The following is a 22,273-nucleotide window of genomic DNA, read 5'->3' as shown; positions in this document are numbered from 1 at the left end:
ACTAATTGAGTTTGTTAATCAGGTCCATCATTTTTAGCCGGCTGTCGGACGAGACCTTACGCACCTCCAGCTCGATACCGCGGTCGTTCAGCTTCTTAAACGCTTCGATATCTTTTTCATCGACGGAAACGGCGTTATTCACCTGGGTTTTCCCCTGACGGAACGCCATGCCGCCGATATTGACGGATGTAATCTCCACGCCGCCTTCCACCAGACGCCAAACGTCGGTCGGGTTGGTGAATAACAGCATCACGCGATCGTTGGCGTATTTCGGGTTGTTCCAGACGCGGATGGCCTTCGCCACGTCCACCACGTGAGCGGTGACGCCCGGCGGGGCAACCTGGGTCAACAAGGTTTTGCGCACATGGTCGGCGGCAACCTCATCGCTGACGACGATGATGCGGCTGACGTTGGTCTCTTTGGTCCAGCGGGTGGCGACCTGGCCGTGGATTAAGCGATCGTCGATACGCGCCAGGCCGATTTTCATGTGATCGTTCGGCCCCAACGGCGCCTGAGGAGCAGCGGCTTTCGGGGCGGGTGCTGCGGGTTTTGCGGGTTCTTCCTGCGGTTTTTTCAGCGCTTTCACGCCTTCACGGCCGGTTTCCAACGCCAGCGCCACCAGTTCATCGAAAGCGGGGTTATCGTCCCGCGCCATGAAGGTTTCCACCAGCATCGGAATGTTGACCCCGGTGACGACCTCATAGTTGTCTTTATCGACCGCAATGCGGCTGGCGGCGTTGAACGGGCTGCCGCCCCAGGTATCCACCAGGAACAGCACGCCGCCGCTGGTATCCAATCCACTGATTTTTTCGTTGTACTTGACGATTAACGTTTCGGCATTCTCACCGGGAACGAAGTCTATAAAGGCGACGTTGTCCTGCTCGCCCAATAGCATCTCCGCCGTTTTCAGCAGTTGTTCCGCTGCAGCCCCGTGTGTGCCGATGATAATAGCTATTGCCACTCGCTACCTCCTCGTTGAACTCCAGGCACGGTGTGTATCGTTCTTCCGTGCCGTCTTGGCAGTCACTTCCGCGGTTCAGATACATTATGGTAGAAAAAAAGAAACGCACGCCTAACATTTCTCACGCAGTTTCAAATGCCTGTGCGCGATACTTCACGAACGCGTCATTTATTTTAGTGAGTGAAAAAATATTTTTTGTGACGCTGCTCCGCTATTGAATGCTCGGATAAATCTTAGCGGTCGTGGGCGAGATGACAGGGCGCAACCTTAAACCGCCGTTGAAAAAGCCTCTTTGTCCGCCAGAAAAATCCTGATACAGTAATTTCCTCTTTCATCACTAAGGAGTGAAGGGCCTCAGCCCTCCCTATGGACTGTCACCGAAGTTACTGTTTTTCCAGGTTTCACCCGCCACCTGCTGGCGTTACATATGCTGTTCGGCCGCTCGGCCACCACCCGGTAATCCCATCCCGTCACCTTGCTATTGTCGACTGCGCCCATGCAGCGGCGGCATCGTCACGTCTGAGCCTCCTGCGCTCGTTCCCACTTTTCTCTGGAGTCTGATATGGAATTTTTAATGGACCCCTCTATTTGGGCGGGGTTGCTTACGCTGGTGGTGCTGGAAATCGTGCTGGGCATCGACAACCTGGTGTTCATTGCCATTTTGGCCGACAAGCTGCCGCCGAAGCAGCGTGATAAAGCGCGCATCATCGGCCTGTCGCTGGCATTGCTGATGCGTTTGGGCCTGTTGTCGGTGATCTCCTGGATGGTGACGCTGACCACGCCGCTGTTCAGCGTCGGCGATTTCAGCTTCTCGGGCCGCGATCTTATCCTGCTGTTCGGCGGGGTGTTCCTGTTGTTCAAAGCCACCATGGAGCTGCATGAACGGCTGGAAGGGCAGACGCACCAGGACGGCGCCAACCGCGGTTACGCCAAGTTCTGGGCGGTGGTGGTGCAGATCGTCATCCTCGACGCGGTGTTCTCGCTCGATGCGGTGATTACCGCCGTGGGCATGGTGAACGATCTGCCGGTGATGATGGCGGCGGTGGTGATCGCGATGGCGGTGATGCTGTTGGCGTCCAAACCGTTGACTAACTTCGTTAACGCGCATCCGACCATTGTGGTGCTGTGCCTGAGCTTCCTGTTGATGATCGGCCTGAGCCTGATCGCCGAAGGCTTCGGCTTGCATATTCCTAAAGGTTATCTGTACGCCGCGATCGGCTTCTCGATCCTGATTGAATTGTTCAACCAGATCGCGCGTCGCAACTTCATCAAGCATCAGGCGCGTCGCCCGATGCGCGAGCGCACTGCGGAAGCGATCATGCGCCTGATGGGGCAGCAGCGCGCGCAGCAGACGGACGATGCGGTCGCCTTGCCGCGGGATGAAACCTTTGCGGAGGAAGAGCGTTATATGATCAGCGGCGTGCTGACGCTGGCCTCGCGCTCATTGCGCAGCGTGATGACGCCGCGCACCGAGATTTCCTGGGTCGATTGCGAGCGCTCCCGCGAAGAGGTACGCGAACAGCTGCTGGACACGCCGCACAGCCTGTTCCCGGTGTGCCGCGATTCGGTGGATGAGATTGTTGGCGTGGTGCGCGCCAAGGATCTGCTGGTGGCGCTGGAGCAGGGTGAAGATATCGCCGAGTTCGCCGCCCGCACGCCGCCGATCGTGGTGCCGGAAACCATGGACGTCATCAAGCTGTTGGCGGTGCTGCGTCGCGCCAAAGGGCGTCTGGTGGTGGTCACCAACGAGTTCGGCGTCGTGCAAGGGCTGGTGACGCCGCTGGACGTGCTGGAAGCGATTGCCGGTGAATTCCCGGACGAAGATGAAACCCCGGACATTGTGGCGGAAGGCGACGGCTGGCTGGTGAAGGGCGGGACCGACCTGCACTCGCTGGAACAGGCGCTGGCCTGCGATGACCTGGTGAGCCCAACCGCGGACTACGCCACCCTGGCGGGGCTGCTGTTGGCCCACTACGGCCAGATGCCAGTGGTGGGGGATACTATCGAGCTGAACCACCTGCGTTTCGATATCGTCGACGTCTCCGAATACCGCATCGAACTGGTGCGTGTCACCCGCGTCGTCTTTGACGAGCCGACGCAGTCGTAACCCGTTCGCCGGAGGCTCAGGCCTCCGGCGGATCCTCTTGCGCATGCCTGACGCGCGATTCGTACTGTTGCAACCATAGCGGGAAAACGTGGATCGGCATCGGTTTGGCGAAATAATACCCCTGCAGGGCATTGACCTCGCGTGAGCGCAGGTAGTCAGCCTGTTCCGCCGTTTCTACCCCTTCAGCCACCAACTTCAGCTTCAGCCGCTGCGCCAGCGTAATGATGGTGTCGGTCACCGTTGCGTTTACCGCGTCGGTGCCGATGGCCGCGGTAAACCCGCGGTCAATCTTCAACACGTCCGGGCTGAGGTTTTTCAGGTAGCTCAGCGAACTGTGGCCGGTGCCGAAATCGTCGATGGCCAGCATGATACCCATGTCTTTCAGCGTCCGGATCTGGTCATGCTGGATGGCCGACAGCGCGGTGCGCTCGGTCAGCTCCAGCATCAGTGACGGCATTGGGTGCGCCGGCAGCCAAATCTGGCGGATATCGTCGATGATGTTGAGCGTTTTAAAATGCTCGGCCGCGACGTTGATGCTGATGTAGAACGACGGCCGCGGCGGGAATAGCTGCAGATTTTCCGTCACGGTGTTCATCAGATAGCGGGTCAGCGGAATGATCAGCTCATGCTGCTCGGCCAGCGGGATAAACACGTCGGGCGAGATCCACCCCTGCCGTTTCTTTTTCCAACGCAGCAGCATCTCGACGCCGGCGCAGCGGCCGGTATCGCTGTGAATGATCGGTTGGCAGTAAACGCGGAACTCCCGGTGGGTAATGGCATGGCCGATGTGATAAGACAGGCTCATACGGTTAGCGGTGAGCAGGTAGACCACATAGGCCGCCAGCAGGCTGATCAACAGCGCCAGAGGAATATGGCGCGGCAGTGCGGAAAACGCCAGCATGCCGACCTGCGGGCCGAACAGCGAAATCGAGAACGGGTACCGCTCGGAACCGGCGGTGTAACGCAGATCGTTGGTCAGGGTGTCGCGGCGCAGGATTTCACGGCGTCCGTATTCCAGGCTGCTGTCGGCTACGTTCAGCACCATTCGCTGAACATAAGGCTCCTGCGGTTCGAGTAAAAAGTTCGATAACAGCTCGATATTGAAGACGTGCAGAACGCCGCTGGTTCTATCGCCGGGGGAGGGTGTCCACATCACCAACGTGGGCAGTCCTTTGCTCACCGCCAACGAAGGGCGCAGCGCCAGCTTGACGTTGCTGTTGACGAAAATCGGCAGCACGGCGGCCAACTGATAATGACGGGCGCCAAACAGGCTGGAGCAGTAGATGACGCCATTTTTTACCAGCAGCATGGCGCGCAGCGCCTGATTTTGCGCAGCGCGAAAGCGTAGGGTCGATGAGACGTTCTCGCAGGGTTGTTCCAGCATGTCCATACTGCGTTCCGCCTGCAGCTGTGCGGGGGACAGCAGCTGGTCAATCTTGCCGACGGTGCGGGTGGCCAACGTTTGCTGGCTCTGCTCGATGCTTTTGACCTCTTGATAGTAACGGGTATACAGCGATACCAACAGAATAGCCGCGCCCACCGCTCCGGCCAGCAGCCAACGGTAGTAACGATATTGGGACGCGGCGAGGTGGGTCATCAACATCCGGTAAATCCTTGTTCGGTAATCCAGCTCCGAGTCACGGTCAGGCCATAGATCCTTAAGTTGCGCTCGGCTAATTCTAGCCTGAGGTTATACAAGATTGATGGTAACTCAGTAAATTATTTCGATTTGGCAAAACAGAAGGTCAATTTGCAGGCTAACCGCCGGATCGATGAGAAAAATGCAGGATTTTTTCTGGTGACATTGTCACAAAAACGCTCAATGAATTGATTACCCATAAAAACCCCGCCGGGTGGCGGGGTTGTCGGTCAGTCGCATTGCACCTTGATAGCCAGGCCGCCGCGTGATGTTTCTCGATACTTGGCGTTCATGTCTTTGCCGGTTTCATACATGGTCTCGATCACCTTATCCAGCGAAACGCGCGGTTCGCTGGTGCGGCGCAGGGCCATGCGGGCGGCATTGATCGCCTTGACCGAGGCGATGGCGTTGCGCTCAATGCACGGCACCTGCACCTGGCCGGCGACCGGATCGCAGGTCAGACCCAGGTTGTGTTCCATGCCGATTTCCGCCGCCACGCATACCTGCTCAGGGCTGCCGCCCAGCAGTTCGGCCAGGCCGGCCGCCGCCATGGAGCAGGCAACGCCGACTTCACCCTGACAGCCGACTTCGGCGCCGGAAATGGAGGCGTTCATCTTGTACAGCGCGCCGATGGCGCCCGCCGCCATAAAGTAGCGGATATAGATGTCCGGGCTGACGGACTCGATGAAGTGATCGTAGTAAGCCAGCACGGCAGGCACGATGCCGCAGGCGCCGTTGGTCGGCGCGGTGACGACGCGGCCGCCGGCGGCGTTTTCTTCGTTAACCGCCAGCGCGAACATGTTGACCCAGTCGATCACGTTCATCGGATCGTTGGACAGCTTGTCCGACGCCACCAGCATGCGGCGCAGCGCGGAGGCACGGCGCGGCACGCGCAGCGGGCCCGGCAGCACGCCTTCGGTGTTCAGACCGCGATCGATGCAGGCGCGCATGGTTTGCCAGACGTTACCGAAGTAGGTGTCGATCTCTTGCTTGCTGTGCAGCGCCAGTTCGTTCTGCATCACCATGCCGGACAGCGACAGCCCGGTCTCGCGACAGTGGTCGAGCATTTCGCGCGCGGAATTGAACGGATAAGGCATTTGCAGTTCTTGCTCGGCGGCCTTGCCGAAGTTCTCTTCATCGACGATGAAGCCGCCGCCGATAGAGTAATAGGTCTTGCTATACACTTCTTTATCGCCGGCGAAGGCGTGGACCTGCATGCCGTTTTCGTGCAGCGGCAGGTTGTCGCTGCGGAAGACCATGCCGCCGTCGCGCGGGAAATCGACTTCATGCAGGCCGTTGGCCAGCATCAGGCGTTGACGTTGTTCTACATCGCGAATAAAACCCGGGATGCTATCGATATCGACGGTGTCCGGCATGTTGCCGGCCAGGCCGAGAATGATAGCGATATCGGTATGGTGACCTTTGCCGGTCAATGAGAGTGAGCCGTAAACGTCTACGGCAACACGCGTGATAGAAGGCATCAGGCCTTTATTTACCAGATCGTCGACAAACTGTTTGCCGGCTTTCATCGGTCCAACCGTATGAGAGCTGGACGGGCCGATGCCGATCTTAAACATGTCGAAAACGCTAATCACGCTAAAACTCCTTAAAGAGACGTATTGTTATGGCTGCGGCGGTTAAGAACCGCGCAGGGAACAGCGATATTGTAAAAGGGCCGTGCGGGTTCGGCTGCCTTTTTCGCATGAAATTAAATAATCCGTGGTGTCGCTTTTTTTACTGATTACCCGGGGCGAACCCTTGTGCGGGGCATCCGCTTTCGCCCAAGCTCCATTAACGGTAATCGCGCCAGCTTTCCTTGCTGAACGCCGCCGGCTTAATCCCTGTTTCTACAGTGGTTTATCTCGGACGGTGGTATTTTACAGGTATTTCGTAAGGTTTAAGAGAGGGTTTACAGTTTTTTTAAAACCATTCAACCGGAACGGTAGTTGAAAAAGCGATCAAATGAAGTGATTTCGATCGCTTTACCCGCAGCGGAGGCCGGCAACCGTGCCAGATTGCGAGTCAGATCACGCAATGCCGGCTAAATACTGACTTGCTGCGCCAGGCGGCGAATGATGGCGGCGGTCAGCCCCCAGATAAACTGGCTGTGGTACCAGGAAAGGTAAATCCGGTGCGTATGGCCGGCGCGATGAATGTCCAGCGGGTAGTAACGCGACAGGGTCAGCGCCTCCCGCAAAGGCATTTCAAACACGTCAGCCACTTCGCCTTCGTTGGCGCGGAACTGCACGTCCGGCGAGACCAGGCCGACGATAGGCGTGACCTGAAATCCGGTGCTGCTGTCGAGCGGCGCCATTTGGCCGAGTATAGTAACCGCCTGCGGCGGTATCGCCACTTCTTCCTGCGCTTCTCGCAGCGCCGTCACGATCGCCGACCCGTCTTCATCGTCGGTTTTACCGCCGGGGAAGGCCACCTGGCCGGCATGTTTGCGCAGCGAGTCGGCGCGGCGGGTCAACAGCAGCGTCGGCTCGGCGCGACAGACGATCGGGATCAGCACTGCGGCCGGGCGCACATTGTGCGAGATCTGCGCCGCCTGCGGCAGCTGCAGTTGGAAACGGCTGATAAAGGCGTGCAGTGAAGCCGGTGCATTTGGTGGGATCACGACTGGGCGCACTCCCCGAGCTGCGGCAGAATGCGGCCAACCTTGTCGAAGGTCTCCTGATATTCCGCCTGTTCCTGGCTGTCCGCCACGATGCCGCCACCGGCGGAGCAATGGATGCGGCCGTTTTCGGTGACGAGCGTGCGAATAGTGATGTTGGTGTCCATGGTGCCGCAGGCGCTCAGGTAACCGATGCTGCCGCAATAGGCGTTGCGACGCTGCGGCTCCAGTTCTTCGATGATTTCCATCGCCCGCACCTTGGGCGCGCCGGTGATCGAGCCGCCGGGGAAGCAGGCGCGCAGCAGTTCGGTCGCCGAGGCGGTGTCCGGCAGGGTTGCGGTGATGGTGCTCACCAGGTGGTGCACCGCCGGGAACGGCTCCACGACGAACAGCTCCGGCACGCGCACGCTGCCGGGCTGGGCGACGCGGCCGATATCGTTGCGCAGCAGATCGACAATCATCAGATTTTCAGCGCGATCTTTGGGCGAACCGGCCAAACGTCGAGCCTGTGCGGTGTCTTGTTCCGCGTCCGCCAGCCGCGGCAGCGTGCCCTTGATCGGGCGGGTTTGGATGCGCTGCTGCTCCAGCCACAGGAAGCGCTCGGGAGAAACGCTCAACACGCTGTTGTGCGGCAGACGCAAGAACGCGGAGAACGGCGCGCGGTTGCTTGCGCTCAATCGGCAAAACGCCTGCCATTCATCTCCCTGATAGTCTGCGGAGAATCGCTGCGCCAGATTGATTTGGTAACAGTCGCCGCTGCGCAGGTAGTGCTGAATGCGTTGGAACTTCTCGCCGTACTGCTGCCGGCTCATATTGGCGCGCCAGTCGCTCAGCAGCGTGAAAGGGCGTGCCGCAGGCGCGGTTTGGCTATTGAGCCAGCGCCAGCGCTGTTCCACGTCGCCATAGCTGAGCAGCGTCAGCGTTTGCAGCCGGTGGTCGGCGATCAGCGCCCAGTCATAAATGCCCACCGCCATGTCCGGCAAGGTGAGGTCGGCTTCGGCCAACTGCGGCAAGCTTTCCACCCGCCGCCCAAGATCGTAGCCGAACAGCCCCAGGGCGCCGCCCTGAAACGGCAGATCCGGATTAAAGGCCGGTTGCCAACCTTGCGCCACCATCTGCTGTTGCAACAACTCAAACGGATCTTGTTGCGACCGTATTGTTACGTCGTCACTTGTGATTTCTGTGGTGGCGCCATGAGTCGTGAGAGTAATGCGCGGCTGCGCGACCAGAATATCGAAGCGGTTGTGCGAATGGTCGGCAAAGCCCGAGTGCAGCAGCATCGCCCAAGGCTGCGATGAAAGCGGGGCAAAAAGCGTCATCAGGGCGCTGCGATGGTAGGGCAAAGACTTTATGTTTGGGGCGGTTACGCTCATGAACGTCAATAAACCTGGCTGTGAAGACGGCAATATCTGGCGGCTAGTGTGCCATAGACGGCCATGGCATGCATGTTTTGCCATGCGAGACATGCAGCACACCTCACATAAACGGCAGTTCAATAAACCTGAAATAAGGCATTTTTTGCGCCATTGTTTATACTTCGATATGTTAAAAATTTAACGTCAAAATAACTGGAAGCATTTTTCACCGAGGGCGCAAGACCCGAGAAATATAAAGACAACTCGTTAATTTCACACTTTTATTGTTGCTCGCTGTTATTAAGTGGGCGATGCGAAACGGTTTTGCCTGTGTTTTTTAAGGTGGCCGTCTTGTGAAAGTTATTCCTTGTTGTGGAACGCTTTTCTTGTAGAAAGCATGAAAAGACAAACAAGATGAATCTTATTTAGCTCGCGGCGGAAATGTGAATGTTTGCGTCATATTTCGCTCGGGCGCTGAAGCGATTTCTATTTTTCAAAAAAATAAAATTATCATTTTGTTACATTATTATTGAAGAGCTGCCTATGTCGTTAATGCTGAGCGTCATCGTCCCGATGCACAATGCGGGAGAACTGTTAGAACCTTTCCTGGCTTCGTTGCTTGCTCAACGAGAACAGCGGTTGGAGGTGATCATCGTTAACGATGGTTCCACCGACGGTTCGGGGGAGGTCGCCCACCGCTATGCGGCGGCGCATCCGCATATTCGGGTTATCGATCAGGCGAACGCCGGCGTTTCCAATGCGCGTAATGCCGGGCTCGCCGTTGCCCGAGGAAAATACGTGGCGTTTCCCGACGCTGACGATCTGCTGGCGCCGGAAATGTATTCCACGCTGCTGGAGCAGGCCGAACGGCACCAATTAGACGTGATGCAATGCAATGGCGAACGCTATTTTGCCAGCGAGGACGAATTGCAGCCGATTTTTCCTCAGGAGCGTTTACGCACCACTGATGTTATCACTGGCGTTCAATGGTTCGAACGCGCGTTGAAATCGCGAAAGTTTATTCACGTTGTGTGGTTGGCGATATATCGTCTCGATTTTATCCGCCAGCATCGGCTCTATTTTGAACCGGGCTTACATCACCAGGATATTCCCTGGACGACGGAGGTCATGTTTAATGCCAAGCGGGTCAAATATTTAAGCACGCCGCTGTACCGCCAACGGGTGCACGACAAGTCGATCAGCAATCGCCGTCGCACCGGCAAGGCTAACGTGGATTATCAGCGCCACTATATGAAAATCGTCGAAATGCTGGAGCGGCTCAACCTGCGTTATGCGAGCACCATCGCCATTCGGCCGGCGTTCCATTGGCAGATCACCCGCGAAGCGCTGGGGATTTGCCACAGCATTCGCCGTGAGCCGGATCCGGCCGCTCAGAATCAGATTACCGAAGAGTTTTACCAACGTGGCATCGACAGAGCGATGCTCGCCAATGCGCGCGGCGTGAAGCAGGGGTGGCATGTCATGCTGTGGCGGCACCGTTTAAAGCAGTGGCGCAACGATAACGGCTGTTCACAGCCGGCCTGAGGCACAAGACGTTGGGATCCGCCGCGTTAGCGCGTATACTCCTTCTCCCTTTTGCCGGAGAGAACGACACATGCATGCAGGTATGCCATTACTGAGCCACGCGGAGCAGCAGGAAGCGGCGGATCGCATCCATCAGCTGATGGAACAGGGCATGAGCAGCGGTGAGGCCATTGCTCGCGTTGCGCAGGAAATTCGTGAGAAGCATCAGGGCGCTCATGTCGCGGTGCTGTTCGATGACGAAGACGAACAGCAGGATGCCGCGCCGGAGGCGTCGCGGGATGACGATGCTGAAGAAGACGAAGACTATTGATGTTATCGGGGCCGCGCAAGCGGCCCCGTCAGTTTTAGCGGTTGACCGCCACGGCGGCGGCGGCCTGTTTCGCCAGCTCCACCGCGAGTTCCGTGGTGTCCGCCGTCGCCAGCGCTACACCCAGGCGGCGCTGGCCGGCGATTTCCGGCTTACCGAACAGACGCAGCTGGTTGTGCCCGCGCAGCGCGTTTTCCAATCCGCTGAAGCGCACATCGGTGCTGGTGAGCTGTGGCAGGAGCACCGCCGAAGCGGAAGGGCCGAACTGGCGGATAGCGCCGATCGGCAAACCGAGAAACGCGCGCACGTGCAGGGCGAACTCAGACAGATCCTGTGAAATCAACGTGACCATGCCGGTATCGTGTGGGCGTGGCGACACTTCGCTGAAGATCACGTCGTCGCCACAGACGAACAGCTCCACGCCGAACAGCCCGAAGCCCCCCAGGGCCTTCACCACTTTCTCGGCGATAGCCTGGGCCCGGCTCAGCGCCGTAGCCGACATGCGTTGCGGCTGCCAGGATTCGCGGTAATCCCCATCCTCCTGACGGTGCCCGATCGGCTCACAGAAATGCACGCCATCCACGGCGTTGATGGTCAGCAGCGTAATTTCAAAATCAAATCTTACCAGCCCTTCGACGATCACCCGGCCACCGCCGGCACGGCCGCCCTGTTGGGCGTAATCCCAGGCGCTTTGCAGCTGTTCGGGCGTGCGGATCAGGCTCTGGCCTTTGCCGGAAGAGCTCATCACCGGTTTGACGATGCACGGGTAGCCGATATGCTCAACCGCCTGGCGGAAAGCGATTTCACTGTCGGCAAAGCGGTAGCTGGAGGTGGGAAGACCGAGCTCTTCCGCCGCCAGACGGCGGATGCCTTCACGGTTCATGGTCAGGCGTGTGGCTTCGGCGCAGGGCACTACGCGGTGGCCCTGGCGTTCAAGCTCGACCAGCATGGCGGTGGCGATCGCTTCGATTTCGGGAACGATATAGTCCGGTCGCTCGTGTTCGATGACGGCTTTCAACGCGTCACCGTCCAGCATATTGATGACGTGGCTGCGGTGCGCCACATGCATGGCCGGCGCATCGGCGTAGCGATCGACAGCGATCACCTCCAGACCGAGGCGCTGGCATTCAATGGCGACTTCTTTACCCAGCTCGCCGGAGCCGAGCAACATGACGCGGGTGGCGGAAGGGCGCAGGGCGGTTCCAATCGTTAACATAGTTTCGTACCTGGATCGGTGAAAGTAAGCGGATTGATGATCGGCGGGCAGTATATACGAAAACGATTGCGCGCGCAGCCGCCGCGCCGGTTTTGTTGCTAACTGGCTGTTTTTATAACAAACAGAAATATTTGCCCTGTATGAGCGATTGTGCGTTAATAACCGACGGCGAAAGAAGGCCTACTTATCGAAAGGTTTTCGCGTCTCGTGCCGTCAAGGCAGGTTTATCAAGTAAAGGAAACACAAATGAGCAAGATCACTGGTCACGTTAAATGGTTCAACGAAAGCAAAGGTTTCGGCTTTATTACCCCTGCCGACGGCTCTAAAGACGTTTTCGTTCATTTCTCCGCTATCGTCAGCGATGGTTTCAAGACCCTGGCTGAAGGCCAGCAGGTTGAGTTCTCCATCCAGGACAGCCAACGTGGCCCAGCCGCAGCCAACGTCGTTGCGATTTAACGACTGCGTTGCCAAGAAACCCGCCGCCGGCGGGTTTTTTTATGCCCGCACCCCGTAACGCCGCCCATCTCTGTTATCATTTACCGCTGATTCGGCGCTTACCTGCGGGCGCGCCGCCATTCCATTCGTCATATAAGAGTTATCGCCGTGAGCACAGTTTCTTTTTCTTCCCTGCCGCTGCCAGCCGAACAGTTGGCCAACCTCAACGAACTGGGGTACGCCGAAATGACGCCGGTACAGGCCGCCGCATTGCCCGCCATCCTGCAAGGGCGGGACGTGCGCGCCAAGGCGAAAACCGGCAGCGGTAAAACGGCGGCCTTCGGCATTGGTCTGCTGAACAGTATCGTCGTCGGTCAGGTCGCCACGCAGGCGCTGGTGCTCTGTCCCACCCGCGAGCTGGCCGATCAGGTGAGCAAAGAGCTGCGTCGCCTGGCGCGTTTTACGCAAAACATCAAGATCCTGACGCTGTGCGGCGGCCAGCCGATGGGGCCGCAGCTCGATTCGCTGGTGCATGCGCCGCACATCGTGGTGGGGACGCCGGGCCGTATCCAGGAACACTTGCGCAAGAAAACGCTGCAGCTGGACGAGCTGAAGGTGCTGGTGCTGGATGAGGCCGATCGCATGCTGGACATGGGGTTCGCCGACGACATCGACGATGTGATCAGCTATACGCCGCCGCAACGTCAGACGCTGCTGTTTTCCGCCACGTACCCGGCAGGCATCGAGCGCATCAGCGCGCGCGTTCAACGCCAGCCGCTGAGCGTCGAGGTGGACGATGGCGAAGCGCAGACCTCCATCGAACAACGCTTTTATGAGACCACGCGCGATCAGCGCCCAGCGCTGCTGGTGTCGGCCATTCGCTATCATCAACCCGCGTCCTGCGTGGTGTTCTGCAATACCAAGCGCGACTGTCAGACGGTGCTTGAGGCCCTGGAGGCCCGCGGCATCAGTGCGCTGGCGCTGCATGGCGATCTGGAACAGCGCGACCGCGACCAGGTGTTGGTGCGTTTCGCCAACCGCAGTTGCCGGGTATTGGTGGCGACCGACGTCGCCGCACGCGGGCTGGATATTAAAGAGCTGGAGCTGGTGGTCAACTACGAGCTGGCGTTCGATCCCGAAGTGCATGTGCACCGTATTGGCCGTACCGGCCGCGCCGGCATGAGCGGGTTGGCGATCAGCCTGTGCACGCCGCAGGAAATGGCGCGTGCGCACGCGATTGAAGACTATCTGCAGATGAGCGTCGACTGGTCGCCGGTGTCCGAGCTGAGCGGGGCGGCCAACGGCTCGCTGGAGGCGGAAATGGTGACGCTGTGTATCGACGGTGGCCGCAAGGCGAAGATCCGTCCCGGCGATATTCTCGGGGCGCTGACCGGTGATGCCGGGCTGACGGCGGCGGAAGTGGGCAAGATCGATATGTTCCCGGTGCATGCCTATGTCGCGATCCGCAAAGCCAGCGCGCGCAAGGCGCTGCAACAGTTGCAGCAGGGCAAAATCAAAGGCAAAAGCTGCAAGGTGCGGCTGCTGAAATAAGCCGAAGGCGGGCGGCGGTTTGCCTTCCCGCCACGATCTATCTATACTGTATATAATCACAGTAATTTGAGTATTTGAGGACGCACGCATGGCGGTTGAAGTTAAATATGTGGTGGTGAGAAACGGTGAGGAAAAAATGACTTTCGCGAGCAAGAAAGAAGCCGACGCCTACGACAAAATGCTGGATCTGGCGGACAACCTTGGGGAGTGGCTGCAGCAGGCGCCGCTGAACCTGGATGACGAACAGCGCGAAGGGCTGAGCTTCTTCCTGGCGGAAAACAAGGATGCGCTGGGTCTGATTCTGCGCGGCGCATCGCCGGCGGAAACCCTCAAGAAACCAGCGGAAAGCAAAGCGAAAAAAGCGGCCTATACCCCAAAAGAGGGATCTGCGTCAGAAAAGCAGGCGGCATAATGACTTATGTTGCGGTGTTGTGATGAAAAAGGATCTAAAATGAGCCGTGAAATAACTTTCTTCAGCCGCTTTGAGCAAGACATTCTGGCCGGGCGTAAAACCATCACCATTCGGGATGCCAGTGAATCGCATTTTGAACCGGGTGAGGTATTGCGCGTCAGCCGCAATGAGGACGGCGTATTTTTCTGCTTTATCGAAGTGCTGTCGGTAACGCCGGTGCGCCTGGATGCGCTGACCGAACGCCACGCACAGCAGGAGAACATGTCGCTCGGCGAACTGAAGCAGGTGATCAAGGAAATCTATCCGGGCCTGGATGCGCTGTTTGTCATTGAGTTCGTCAAACGGTAACCCTTTGCCGAAGCCCTGTTGTGAGCCAGGGATGGGCGCCCGGATAGCGCTAATCACAACGGGAGGACATATGAAAAAAACGGGTTTTGCTATCGCCTTGTTGGCCATGATGGGAGCATCGACGGCGGTGTGGGCGCAGGATCACGAACAGCGCGCCGCCAAGGTGGGGCAGTGTGCGGGCCTGCAGCCAGCGGATATCGCCGCCCAGGTCAAGCGCGACTTCTTGCAGAACCGCATTACGCGCTGGGAGTCGGACAAAAAGCTGCTGGGTACCGCAACGCCGATTGCCTGGGTTAGCCCGGATGCCATCAGCGGCAAGGATCAGGTATGGCAGGTGCCGTTGACGGTGCGTGGCACCAAGGCAGATAAAACCTACAACGTGACGCTCAACTGCAACACCGGCGAAATCGCCTACAGCGCCCCACAGTAACGCTTTCCCGGCAGTAAAAAGCCCGCCGAGCGGCGGGCTTGATGTTCTCAGGCGGCGTCAGTCGCTGAATGGGATCACCAATTCCCCCGGTTTCACTTCCAACCCTTTCGCCAGTTTTTTCGCCAGCGCTTCGGTTTTGCTGTTGTCAGGATTCAGCACATAAGCCGGCTTTTGGTCGAAGTAGGATTTCAGCGACTGGTTCAGATACGGCGTCAGCGCTTTCATCACCGTCTGCATTTTTTCCGGCTGCACGCTGTAATCGGTCAGCTCCATGTCCTTCAGGAAAATGGCGCCCTGCGCCCGGTCATAAACCGGCTGCGCCTTCAGCGTCAGCTTCAGATCCGCGGTCTGCGGGCCGAGAATCGACGTGATGTTGACCTTGGCGTCGCCGGAAAGGGTGACTTTACCCGGTTCGCTGCGGCCGATCTGGCTTTGCAACTGAGTCAGCACGATGTTGGCGTCCAGCAGGCCGGGCACGCCGATTTGCTTCTGATAGTCGTTATGTTTCTGCAGGTAGTCATTCACTTCCTGTTCACTCAGGGTGTACTGGGTCAGTTGATTGCAACCGGCCAATACGCCGGCGAACAGCAGGGCGGCTGCGCCCATCAGGATCTTCTTCATTAATGCCTCATTGCGACTGCTGGCGAAAAGTGCTGCAGATAATTGATTAATCATTATAAACGCTCCGCCTGCGCGTGAAAACGGCAGGCGGCGGTATGGCGGGAATAGTGCGCGTAAAACAGGGCGAGACCTATCGGATAACGCCGAAAGCGTCAGCGCCGTAATCGCAGCGCCAAGAGGATCACGCCGGCCAGGCAGGCTGCGCCTCCCAACAACGGGAACAGCGGAATGCCCCACAGCCGCAGCGACGAATGCATCAGATAAGGCGCCAGCCCAAGGGCAAAAGCGGCGGTGACGATGGCGATGGCCAGGGTGACGGCGCCGCGCTCCAGTGCTTTGCTCAACTGACCGAGGTTCTTGACGTTAATGTCGGCATTGAGCTGCCCGCGTTTCAGGCGGCGCACCAACAGCCGCAGGGTTTGCGGCAGCTCCTCTCCGGCGTCGAGCGCTTCCCCGCCCAGGGCCAAGAGCCGTTGGCGCACGGCGTCAGGGGCATAACGTTGCAGCACCGTTTGTTGCAGCATCGGTTTGAGCGTGGCGACGATGTCAAAGGCCGGATCCAGCCGGTGCAGCACGCCGTCGGCGGTGATTAAGGCCTTGAACAGCAGCACCAGATCCGGCGGCAGCGCCAGCTGGTGCTCACGCGCCATCACCAACAGGTCAGTGAGGGCTTTGCCGAGCGTCAGGGTGGCGGCGGCCTGCTTGTCGAGAAAGTTTTGCGCCGCCAGCTCCAGGTCCATCAGATCCAGCGGTTCGCTGTCCGACCAGGCGATCAGCGTGTTGACGATGCCTTCGGACTGACGATCGGCGATGGCCTGCAGCAGCAGGAGCAACTGGTTGCGCCGCCGTTCGGACAACTGACCTACCATGCCGAAGTCGATGAAGCCGACGCGATCGCCGCTCAGCGCCATCACGTTGCCGGGGTGCGGATCGGCGTGATACAGCCGGTGCTCCAGCACCATGTTCATAAAGGCGCGAGCGCCGCGCCGCGCCAGCAGCGGGCCGTCAAATCCCGCTTCCGCCAACTGCCGGGGGGTCTCCGGCGCGGTGCCGGGCAAGTATTCCTGCACTAACAGACGCGGGGAAGACCATTGCCAATAGATTTTCGGCACGACCACGTCAGGTTCACGCGCAAACATGCCGGCGACGCGATCGCAGTTATGCCCTTCATGGGTCAAATCCAGTTCATGATTGAGCGCCGTCGCCAGCGCTCTGACCATCTGCCGTGGTCGATAGCGCGCCAGCGCCTGACTCTGCTGCTCCACGGTTTCCGCCAGCGAGGCCAGCAGCCGCAGATCGGCGTGAATGGTTTTCGCCAGGCCGGGGCGCAGCACTTTCACCACCACCTGTTCGCCGCTGTGCAGGCGCGCGCGGTAGATTTGCGCCATCGACGCCGCGGCCAGCGGTGTGCGATCGAATTCGGCAAACAGCTGCTCGGGATCATCGCCGAGATCGGCAACGATCTGCGGCGCCAGCATTTCCCATGGCAACACCGTCGCCTGGCTGTGCAGGCGATCCAGTTCGTCGGTCCAGGCCGGATCCAGCAGGTCAGAACGCGTGGCCAAGATCTGGCCGAATTTGACGAAGGTTGGGCCGAGCGCCTCGAGCGCTTCGCGCAGCCGCTGAGGAAGGGGCTGCGCGCTCTGCCGTGCGGGCTCACCGCGGGCGCCATGCAGCAACGCCCCCAGGCCCAGCAGGCGCAGAACGTCTTGCAAACCATAACGAATCAGAACGGAAGTAATTTCCTTCAGCCGCGCCCGATCGCGAGCGGTGGCGAGCACCATTTTCAGCATCAGTACGCCATATCCTTTTTGTGACTGTCGAACGTTATTGTTCCATATCCAGCAGCAACGGCACTTCGCTGCGCTGCGCCATGCGGTTGCGGTAGGCTTCCACGTTGTCCGGCAGGGCAACCCCGGCGACGATCGACAATGAGCGCAGCAGCGGGAACAGATGAATATCGTCCTCAGAAAGCTCGCCGTTCACGGCGTCGGCGGAGACGATCAGCGGTGACAGCGTTTGCAGGTCGGCCTCCAGTTCGGCGATCAGATCGGCGCTGTTGGCGAGATGCTCGGCGAAATCACCGATTGACGCCTGCTTTTTATCGATAAAGTAACGGCGGGCGCTGTCGGTGGCAAATTCTTCGAAATCGGCATGCGCAATACGCGGCAACAGCAATTTGGCCGCATAACTGTCGACCCGGCGCAACCACTCGGCGATGGCCGGGTTGGTGCGGCCGGTCAGCACCGGTTTGCCGTCCAAGCCATCGACATAGCGCACGATATCCAGGCTTTCCGGCATCGCTTCGCCGTCGTCTTTGATCAGGATCGGCACCATTTTTTTGCCAATCAGATTGAACGGGGTCGTCTCATCGTCGTTGAGCAACGTGACCAGGCGAATCGGCAGATGTTTCAGGCCGAAAATCATGCGGGCTTTAACGCAGAATGGGCAATGATCGTAAATGAACAGTTTCATGCTTGCTCCGGGTTGTCAGGTTTTAACAGCAATAGTTACCACAGCTTATCGAGGCTGTCTTGAAACGCGTGTGTTGGATGGTGCGTTATTGCGATATTGCCCGCGCAACAGGCGCGGGCGAGGAGTGCTATTTCTTGACCGGTACCGAGTTGAGCACATCGATCAGGTGAATGCGGGCTTGTTCCAAATCGATCTGATCGCGTTCGTTGGCGGCGGTAACGACCTGCAGCTGTTTGATAATATCGTTTTTCAGGCCGGCGTCGCTGGCGAGGATATGCGCCAGCGCCTTTTCCACCAGGGTGGAGCGCGCATAAATCATGCGCAAGTTCAGTATCATATGTTCGAGTAGTTGCGGTAATTTGGCTTCTTCGCTCATGCCGACGGGCTCCTGTGGGTGTTTTTACTAACAGGATAGCAGCTGTTGCCGATTCGGCCGGATTTCTATGGCGTTAGCCGCCGCGCAGTATCACCGACGCGTTGCGCCGCGGGCTGAATTGCCAGTACAGCGCCAGCAGCGTGGCGAAGCCGACGGCGCCGAGCAGCAGCCAGGGCAGCTCCGGCATGTTCATCATCCGCCCGGTATCGTACATCCAACCGCCGCCGGTATATCCCAACGCACCGCCCAACGCCAGCCCGAGGCGGCTGAAGCCCATGTAGCTGCCGCGCGCCCGCGGATCGGCCAGCGACGCGCTGAGCGTTTCGCGCGCCGGCTCGGCGATGATCGAACCCAGATAGAAACAGCAGATCAGCGTGAACACGCCTTGCAGGCTGCTGGCAAGGCCGATCGGCAGCAGGCTGAGCGTCATCAGCAGCAGGCCCGCCATCAGGCGTTGTTCAAGCCGAAAATGTTTTTCACCCCAACGCGCCAGCGGATAGAGCAGCGACAGCGACAGCGCCGCTTCGATCGCGTACATCCATTTCACCGCCGCCGGTGAGCCGGCAATTTCATTGACCACGATCGGCAGCATCAGCATCACCTGTACCGCCAGCATATAGTAGCCGGTCAGCGTCAGGACATAGGTGAGGAAGCGGCGATCGCGCACGACCCGCAACATGCCTTCTTTCATCGGTACGCGCACGGTGGAGATGCGATAAGCCGGCAGTAACCAGGCGTTCCAGCCGGCGGCCAGCACGAAGATCGCCGCCCCGACCCAGCAGACAAAGTGGAAATCGTATTGCAGCAGCCAACTGCCGATCAGCGCGCCGACTACCGCGCCGGCGCTGTCCTGCATCATCAACAGCGAGAAAAAGCGGCCGCGTTCGTGCGGACGGGTCAGTTTGATCACCAAAGCGGTACGCGGCGGATCGAACAGCGTGCCGCCGAGGGCCGACAGCGCGCAGGAGAACCACAGGATCCACGGCGCATCGGCCATCGCCATGGTGGCGAAACCGGCGGCGCGCAGCAGCATGCCGGTGACGATCATCGGCTTGGCGCCAAAGCGATCGGCAACCGCGCCGCCAAAGATGCCGAGCCCTTGTTGCAGCAACTGACGCAAACCCAGCGCGATGCCGACGATCAGCGCCGCCCATCCCAGTTGATCGACGAAGCGGATCGAAATAAGCGGGAACACGACAAAGAAGCCTAAAACCACCAGCAGGTTGTCGAGCAACAGAAAATATTTACCCAAGCTGCGCGCTTGCGACACCAGAGACATGCATCACCATGAGCAATTAAGAGAGAGGGGGAAGGCAACCCTACCATTCTCTACCCAATTGGCGGACGGCGACAGGGGCGGAGTAGATAATATTTTTTTATCGTCAAGGTGTTACCTGAACTGCAAAATTGGCGGAAAAACGCCGTAAAACGCGTATTCGGCGATTTACTGAGCGGCCGGTATTTTACCTCGGGGGCGGCCTACGGTTATATTGAATGCAAGGGAGCGCGGTTCTGAGGCGCTATTGGCAACATAAAGTCATGGCTTCAGATCGGCGTCGGATAATTATCCACGACGCTTCCTAATAAATACTTCTTATCGAACCGTTTTGACCGCGGGGGAAATGATGTTCGGCTACCGCTCTGCATCGCCAAAAGTACGTCTTACTACCGACCGGATGGTGGTCCGTTTAGTGCATGAACGGGACGCCTATCGTCTGGCGGACTATTATGCCGAGAACCGGACCTTTCTCAAACCCTGGGAGCCGGTGCGCGATGAAAGCCATTGTTATCCGTCCGGCTGGCAGGCGCGCCTGGGGATGATCGCTGAAATGCAAAAGCAGGGCAGCGCCTACTATTTTATCCTGCTCGATCCGGAAGAGCAGGAAGTCCGCGGCGTGGCGAACTTCAGCAACGTGTTGCGCGGTTCGTTTCACGCCTGTTTCCTCGGTTATTCGCTGGGGGAGAAATGGCAGGGGCAGGGGTTGATGTTCGAAGCCTTGCAGTCCGCCATCCGCTATATGCTGCGCCAACAGCGCATGCACCGCATCATGGCCAACTATATGCCGCATAACCAGCGCAGCGGCGCATTGCTGACGCGTCTGGGATTCGAACGCGAAGGTTACGCCAAAGATTACCTGCTGATCGACGGCAAGTGGCAAGACCACGTTTTGACGGCATACACCAATAAAGAGTGGCTACCCCCACGTTGAGGCCAAACGATGAAATATGAATTGAACGCCAAAGAGGCCCGGGTCATCGGCTGCCTGTTGGAAAAACAGGTGACGACGCCGGACCAATACCCGCTTTCGCTTAACGCCATTACCCTGGCCTGTAACCAAAAGACCAACCGCGAGCCGGTGATGGATCTGAGTGAAAGCGAGGTGCAGCAACTCCTCGATCTGTTGCTGCGCAAACATTTCCTGCGCACCCTCAGCGGGTTCGGCAATCGGGTCGTGAAATACGAGCAGCGGTTTTGCAATTCCGAGTTTGGCCAGCTGAAGCTCTCTCCCGCCGAACTGGCGGTGATCGCCACCTTACTGCTGCGCGGCGCGCAAACGCCGGGCGAGCTGCGCACGCGCACCAACCGAATGCACGAGTTCAGCGATGTCAGCGAGGTCGAACAGGTGCTGCAGCAGTTGACCACGCGCGAAGACGGCCCGTTCGTAGTGCGCCTGGCGCGCGAGCCGGGCAAGCGCGAAAGCCGCTTCATGCATCTGTTCAGCGGGCCAATCGATGAGGCGCCGCCGGCGCTCGAGTCGGAGATCGACGGTGAATTGAGCGCCAGGGTCAGCGCGTTGGAAAACGACGTGGCGGAGCTGAAACGGCAGGTGCAGCAACTGTTGGCGAGGGAAACGCATGACTAAATTGCGCGTGGGCGTGGTGGGGCTGGGCAGCATCGCGCAGAAGGCCTACCTGCCGATCCTCAGTCAGGCGGCGGACTGGACGCTGGTGGGCGGCTTCTCGCCTAATCAACACAAAGCGCAGCCGCTGTGCGACAGCTACCGCATGGCCTGTTTCCCTCGGCTGGACAGCCTGGCCGAACAGTGCGATGCGGTCTTTGTCCACAGCAGCACCGCCAGCCATTTTTCGGTCATTGGCGAGCTGCTTAACCGTGGCGTACATGTTTACGTCGATAAGCCGCTGGCGGAAACGCTGGAGCAGGGCGAGCAGTTGCTTGAGCTGGCCGAGCGGCGGGGCAAAACGCTGATGGTGGGGTTCAACCGCCGTTTCGCGCCGCTTTACCGCCAACTCAAGCAGCAAATGAATCAGCCCGCCTCCATTCGCATGGATAAACATCGGGCGGACAGCGTCGGCCCTCACGATCTGCGCTTTACCCTGCTGGATGACTATCTGCACGTGGTGGACACCGCCCTGTGGCTGGCGGGCGGAGGCGAGCAACTGCTGAGCGGCAGCGTGCGCGCCAACGCTGCAGGCGAAATGCTGTACGCCGAGCACCACTTCGCCTGTGGCGATACGCTGGTGACGACCAGTATGCATCGCCGCGGCGGCAGCCAGCGCGAAAGCGTGCAGGCGGTGACAGACGGCGCGCTGTATCAGTTGACCGATATGCGCCACTGGCTGCGCGAAGATGCGCAGGGCGAGTTGGAACAGCCGGTGCCGGGTTGGCAAAGCACGCTGGTGCAACGCGGTTTCGACGGGGCGGTGCGGCATTTCCTCTGCGCCGTCGCCAATCAGAGCGCGCCGGAAACCGGCGGCGAGCAGGCGCTGGTTGCGCAGCGGGTGGTCGAGCGTTTGTTACGCGATAACTCTATGTAACATATGGCGGTAGCTATTCTTTTCCGGATGCGTAAACTGAGCCGATTGTTTCACTGACGCCTGCTGTTGCAGGCGTTGATATTTACGGTACCTATCAGACA

General features: G+C 58.9%; 22 protein-coding genes. 11 read left to right on the top strand and 11 right to left on the bottom strand.

The window, feature by feature from the left end; all coding sequences use genetic code 11:
* Position 1: 1 nt before the first annotated feature.
* The gene (gene manX / locus SERRSCBI_RS13375) at positions 2 to 961 is read right to left on the bottom strand and encodes a PTS mannose transporter subunit IIAB (protein WP_042784756.1); all 960 of its coding nucleotides are present in this window, start codon (positions 959 to 961) and stop codon (positions 2 to 4) included.
* Positions 962 to 1,523: 562 nt separating this feature from the next.
* Here manX and SERRSCBI_RS13370 point away from each other — a divergent pair.
* Positions 1,524 to 3,068, top strand: coding sequence for a TerC family protein (locus SERRSCBI_RS13370; RefSeq protein WP_033643383.1), 1,545 nt, complete (start codon positions 1,524 to 1,526; stop codon positions 3,066 to 3,068).
* A 16-nt stretch (positions 3,069 to 3,084) separates the two neighbouring features.
* On the opposite strand, the gene SERRSCBI_RS13365 is transcribed toward SERRSCBI_RS13370, so the two are convergent.
* From SERRSCBI_RS13365 to pabB, 4 genes are all read right to left on the bottom strand, one after another.
* Entirely contained in the window at positions 3,085 to 4,671 is a 1,587-nt protein-coding gene (locus SERRSCBI_RS13365; protein ID WP_033643382.1) for an EAL domain-containing protein, read from the bottom strand.
* A 266-nt stretch (positions 4,672 to 4,937) separates the two neighbouring features.
* Complete coding sequence (gene sdaA / locus SERRSCBI_RS13360) at positions 4,938 to 6,302, bottom strand: L-serine ammonia-lyase (RefSeq protein ID WP_025159820.1); 1,365 nt, start codon at positions 6,300 to 6,302, stop codon at positions 4,938 to 4,940.
* 446 nt (positions 6,303 to 6,748) lie between these two features.
* Complete coding sequence (locus SERRSCBI_RS13355; protein WP_042784755.1) at positions 6,749 to 7,327, bottom strand: CoA pyrophosphatase; 579 nt, start codon at positions 7,325 to 7,327, stop codon at positions 6,749 to 6,751.
* Positions 7,324 to 8,697, bottom strand: a complete 1,374-nt coding sequence (gene pabB, locus SERRSCBI_RS13350) for an aminodeoxychorismate synthase component 1 (protein ID WP_042785722.1) — start codon at positions 8,695 to 8,697, stop codon at positions 7,324 to 7,326. Before pabB ends, SERRSCBI_RS13355 begins: the two co-directional genes overlap by 4 nt.
* Before the next feature lie 525 nt (positions 8,698 to 9,222).
* On the opposite strand from pabB, the gene SERRSCBI_RS13345 reads away from it, so the two are divergent.
* Both SERRSCBI_RS13345 and SERRSCBI_RS13340 read left to right on the top strand, forming a co-directional pair.
* Positions 9,223 to 10,224, top strand: coding sequence for a glycosyltransferase (locus SERRSCBI_RS13345; RefSeq protein WP_042785721.1), 1,002 nt, complete (start codon positions 9,223 to 9,225; stop codon positions 10,222 to 10,224).
* Positions 10,225 to 10,294: 70 nt separating this feature from the next.
* Positions 10,295 to 10,534 carry a YoaH family protein gene (locus SERRSCBI_RS13340; protein WP_033643378.1) on the top strand — a complete coding sequence of 80 codons (240 nt, stop codon included), beginning with the start codon at positions 10,295 to 10,297 and terminating at the stop codon, positions 10,532 to 10,534.
* A gap of 34 nt (positions 10,535 to 10,568) precedes the next feature.
* Here the strand turns inward: SERRSCBI_RS13340 and purT are convergent, their stop codons facing one another.
* Positions 10,569 to 11,747 (bottom strand): formate-dependent phosphoribosylglycinamide formyltransferase, encoded by a 1,179-nt coding sequence (purT, locus tag SERRSCBI_RS13335; protein WP_042784753.1) that lies wholly within the window; start codon positions 11,745 to 11,747, stop codon positions 10,569 to 10,571.
* A 246-nt stretch (positions 11,748 to 11,993) separates the two neighbouring features.
* On the opposite strand from purT, the gene cspC reads away from it, so the two are divergent.
* From cspC to yebF, 5 genes are all read left to right on the top strand, one after another.
* Entirely contained in the window at positions 11,994 to 12,203 is a 210-nt protein-coding gene (gene cspC / locus SERRSCBI_RS13330; RefSeq protein ID WP_004927572.1) for a cold shock-like protein CspC, read from the top strand.
* Between the two features lie 147 nt (positions 12,204 to 12,350).
* Complete coding sequence (dbpA, locus tag SERRSCBI_RS13325) at positions 12,351 to 13,733, top strand: ATP-dependent RNA helicase DbpA (RefSeq protein WP_033643376.1); 1,383 nt, start codon at positions 12,351 to 12,353, stop codon at positions 13,731 to 13,733.
* 88 nt (positions 13,734 to 13,821) lie between these two features.
* Positions 13,822 to 14,145, top strand: coding sequence for a YebG family protein (locus tag SERRSCBI_RS13320; RefSeq protein ID WP_042784751.1), 324 nt, complete (start codon positions 13,822 to 13,824; stop codon positions 14,143 to 14,145).
* Between the two features lie 39 nt (positions 14,146 to 14,184).
* Complete coding sequence (yqfB, locus tag SERRSCBI_RS13315; protein ID WP_004927562.1) at positions 14,185 to 14,493, top strand: N(4)-acetylcytidine aminohydrolase; 309 nt, start codon at positions 14,185 to 14,187, stop codon at positions 14,491 to 14,493.
* Between the two features lie 70 nt (positions 14,494 to 14,563).
* The gene (gene yebF, locus SERRSCBI_RS13310; RefSeq protein ID WP_042784750.1) at positions 14,564 to 14,923 is read left to right on the top strand and encodes a protein YebF; all 360 of its coding nucleotides are present in this window, start codon (positions 14,564 to 14,566) and stop codon (positions 14,921 to 14,923) included.
* A gap of 57 nt (positions 14,924 to 14,980) precedes the next feature.
* Here the strand turns inward: yebF and SERRSCBI_RS13305 are convergent, their stop codons facing one another.
* From SERRSCBI_RS13305 to mdtH, 5 genes are all read right to left on the bottom strand, one after another.
* A complete protein-coding gene (locus SERRSCBI_RS13305) occupies positions 14,981 to 15,544 on the bottom strand; it encodes a lipoprotein (RefSeq protein ID WP_016927416.1) in 564 nt (187 codons plus the stop codon).
* 152 nt (positions 15,545 to 15,696) lie between these two features.
* On the bottom strand, positions 15,697 to 17,337 hold the full coding sequence (locus SERRSCBI_RS13300; protein WP_042784748.1) for an AarF/ABC1/UbiB kinase family protein: 1,641 nt from the start codon (positions 17,335 to 17,337) through the stop codon (positions 15,697 to 15,699).
* Positions 17,338 to 17,371: 34 nt separating this feature from the next.
* Positions 17,372 to 18,019 carry a glutaredoxin 2 gene (gene grxB, locus SERRSCBI_RS13295; protein ID WP_033650938.1) on the bottom strand — a complete coding sequence of 216 codons (648 nt, stop codon included), beginning with the start codon at positions 18,017 to 18,019 and terminating at the stop codon, positions 17,372 to 17,374.
* A gap of 127 nt (positions 18,020 to 18,146) precedes the next feature.
* Positions 18,147 to 18,395, bottom strand: a complete 249-nt coding sequence (locus SERRSCBI_RS13290) for a hypothetical protein (RefSeq protein WP_033643371.1) — start codon at positions 18,393 to 18,395, stop codon at positions 18,147 to 18,149.
* Between the two features lie 73 nt (positions 18,396 to 18,468).
* Positions 18,469 to 19,674: a multidrug efflux MFS transporter MdtH gene (gene mdtH, locus SERRSCBI_RS13285; protein WP_033643370.1), complete on the bottom strand. Its 1,206-nt coding sequence runs from the start codon at positions 19,672 to 19,674 to the stop codon at positions 18,469 to 18,471.
* Positions 19,675 to 20,020: 346 nt separating this feature from the next.
* On the opposite strand from mdtH, the gene rimJ reads away from it, so the two are divergent.
* Genes rimJ through SERRSCBI_RS13270 form a run of 3 tightly spaced genes read left to right on the top strand, consistent with a single transcriptional unit; the run spans position 20,021 to position 22,172 of the window.
* On the top strand, positions 20,021 to 20,605 hold the full coding sequence (rimJ, locus tag SERRSCBI_RS13280; protein ID WP_033644290.1) for a ribosomal protein S5-alanine N-acetyltransferase: 585 nt from the start codon (positions 20,021 to 20,023) through the stop codon (positions 20,603 to 20,605).
* A gap of 9 nt (positions 20,606 to 20,614) precedes the next feature.
* Positions 20,615 to 21,259, top strand: coding sequence for a YceH family protein (locus SERRSCBI_RS13275; protein WP_042784746.1), 645 nt, complete (start codon positions 20,615 to 20,617; stop codon positions 21,257 to 21,259).
* On the top strand, positions 21,252 to 22,172 hold the full coding sequence (locus SERRSCBI_RS13270; RefSeq protein WP_042784745.1) for a Gfo/Idh/MocA family protein: 921 nt from the start codon (positions 21,252 to 21,254) through the stop codon (positions 22,170 to 22,172). The genes SERRSCBI_RS13275 and SERRSCBI_RS13270 overlap by 8 nt, the downstream gene beginning before the upstream one ends.
* Positions 22,173 to 22,273: the final 101 nt, after the last annotated feature.

This window comes from Serratia sp. SCBI (genome assembly GCF_000747565.1).
Classification (GTDB): Bacteria; Pseudomonadota; Gammaproteobacteria; order Enterobacterales; family Enterobacteriaceae; genus Serratia; species Serratia ureilytica.
Note: the sequence above shows the minus strand (reverse complement) of the source record. Positions and strands in the feature narration are given on the sequence as shown.